The organism is Ruminococcus sp. 210702-SL.1.03, assembly GCF_020559915.1.
GTDB lineage: Bacteria > Bacillota > Clostridia > Oscillospirales > Ruminococcaceae > YE71.
The window spans coordinates 1-1867 of the sequence record NZ_JAJCLZ010000076.1 but is presented as its reverse complement, the minus strand read 5'-3'; the positions used below and the strand labels follow the sequence as shown (position 1 = coordinate 1867).

The following is a 1867-nucleotide window of genomic DNA, read 5'->3' as shown; positions in this document are numbered from 1 at the left end:
TGCAATATAATATTTAAGCCAATCCTATTGGCTTTGCCCTCATAAACCCACCCGAAATCTCCTGATTCCCACCATTCTCAAACTTTGCGACAAATGCCCACAAAGCCGTTCAACCCCTCCTATGGTAAACTTACCCCACCCACCGCCTTACTTTGCCTCACGATGCGACACTGTGCGAACTGCGGCGAGTTACTGCTCAGACAGCTTTTCCGTTTCGGCAGGCGAGGAGCTTTTCGGCTTTCTTGCAGGCTTTTTTGCCGACATCATGTCAATGAAATCACGGACGTTTTGAGGTACATTTTTGCTGTAAATCTGCTCAACATACTTTTCAAGCTCAGCCGAAAGCGTTGTATTTTTCTGCTCTAAATACATTTCAATTGCCGATAATTTTTCCTCGCTTACCGATACCGAAACCAATTTTTTCATCATATCACACTCCATTCAAATTAGTTTTCTGCGGAATTTTCACCGCTGTCATTTTCCGAATCAACCTCCGTTCCGTCAATCAAATCCAAAACTTCTTGCGGATAATCCACGCCCTCATAGGTACACCAACTTACCCAACCGCCGTTTGAAACAAGGTCTTTTGTCACATATCCTGCTGATTCGGAACAGTAAATCACCTCGCCGTCACCGACATATATCCCATGCTGACTGCCGTCAAACAGTCCTATACCTGCGACCTCAGGCATGGTATCAAGACTGCCTTGCTCGGTGAAAACAAGCGTCTGAAACTGATTTCCAAACGACTTTTCATCGGGATTGTAATTCAGATAACCAAGCATAAGCCCTGCATTATCAGCATATCTGATGCGGTCAACATAGTCACGATTTCCGATTGCACCCTGCTTAAATCCCCAGCCTGAGATGTACGCATTCTCCGCCCAAGCCGCAAGATCGGCGCAGTTCTTTGTGCTTTCATCGCTGAACATATACCCGTTGATCGTAGAATTCATCACCCAAGTGTAGGTTCTCATAAATTCGTCATAGCCGATCTCCAAGCCGTAAGTTGAATTTATCGCAGTTATCAAATCGCTGTCATTCGGAGCAACAGCAAACAGGTTGGCATAGGATTCCGCATTGAAATTTTGCACGTCACCGAAGTATGACATATATATCAGCTGTGCTTTTATGGTCTGAGAGCGAACTCCTGCGCCACTCATGGCGTCCTCGATTTCCTGACCGCTGTTTTGAATTTCGGTTATTTTCGCCTGCTGTTCGCTGTCAAGGCTTTCAAACAAAGCCGAATCGCTGAACATTTCAGCGTTAATTTCAGGTTGCTCGATTTCCATGCTGCCCATGCTCGAAAGCACAGCTACGGGCAGGCACATCAGTACAAGAAAGCCTGCGGCGATACTCCCGATCAACACAAACAGCTTTCCTCGTTTTTTCTCGTCACCAAGAATATATATGGCTATCTTTTTCAGAACCGCCGCAACTGTTGCAGACATTACCGACCACCACCGTTTCCAAACATCGCCGCCTTATACTGCGGAGCAATAACCTGTAGCAAATACCTCTCATTTCCGCACCTGTAAAGACAAGTGCCACGTTCGGGATACTTTATCAAGCCGTACTCCGATTCTTCAAGCTGCAAAGTATCAATAAAAGCAGTCGGAGAAATGTTTCCGGGATTGAACAGAAAATGGTGACTTGGAATACTGAACAGCGGCTTGGTGAACTCCTTGATCTCAGGCAGCAGGAAGTCCTCAATGTTCTGACTTGCCAGAATAAACGAGGACTCCCTTTTACGTACACGCTTCATGCCGTTGCGGATATATTCTATCGCCGTCATGTTTGTAAGAAACAAATACAGCTCGTCAATAGCCGCAACTGTATTTCCCTTGCCTAAAAGTTGATTGGACAT

At 45.7% G+C, this 1867-nt stretch carries 2 protein-coding genes and 1 pseudogene; all 3 read right to left on the bottom strand.

Annotation, left to right across the window (positions count from 1 at the left end):
• Nucleotides 1-189: 189 nt before the first annotated feature.
• Nucleotides 190-429 carry a DUF6103 family protein gene (locus LI114_RS13370; RefSeq protein ID WP_118158291.1) on the bottom strand — a complete coding sequence of 80 codons (240 nt, stop codon included), beginning with the start codon at nucleotides 427-429 and terminating at the stop codon, nucleotides 190-192.
• Nucleotides 430-446: 17 nt separating this feature from the next.
• Nucleotides 447-1451: a hypothetical protein gene (locus LI114_RS13365; protein WP_227221078.1), complete on the bottom strand. Its 1005-nt coding sequence runs from the start codon at nucleotides 1449-1451 to the stop codon at nucleotides 447-449.
• A pseudogene (locus LI114_RS13360) lies at nucleotides 1451-1867 on the bottom strand (type IV secretory system conjugative DNA transfer family protein); the annotation flags it as partial. The pseudogene LI114_RS13360 and the gene LI114_RS13365, both read right to left, overlap by 1 nt.

Bases quoted from the DNA above. Each gene is read 5' to 3' on its own strand.
- LI114_RS13370 (WP_118158291.1), bottom strand. From the start codon at position 429: ATGATGAAAAAATTGGTTTCGGTATCGGTAAGCGAGGAAAAATTATCG.
- LI114_RS13365 (WP_227221078.1), bottom strand. From the start codon at position 1,451: ATGTCTGCAACAGTTGCGGCGGTTCTGAAAAAGATAGCCATATATATT.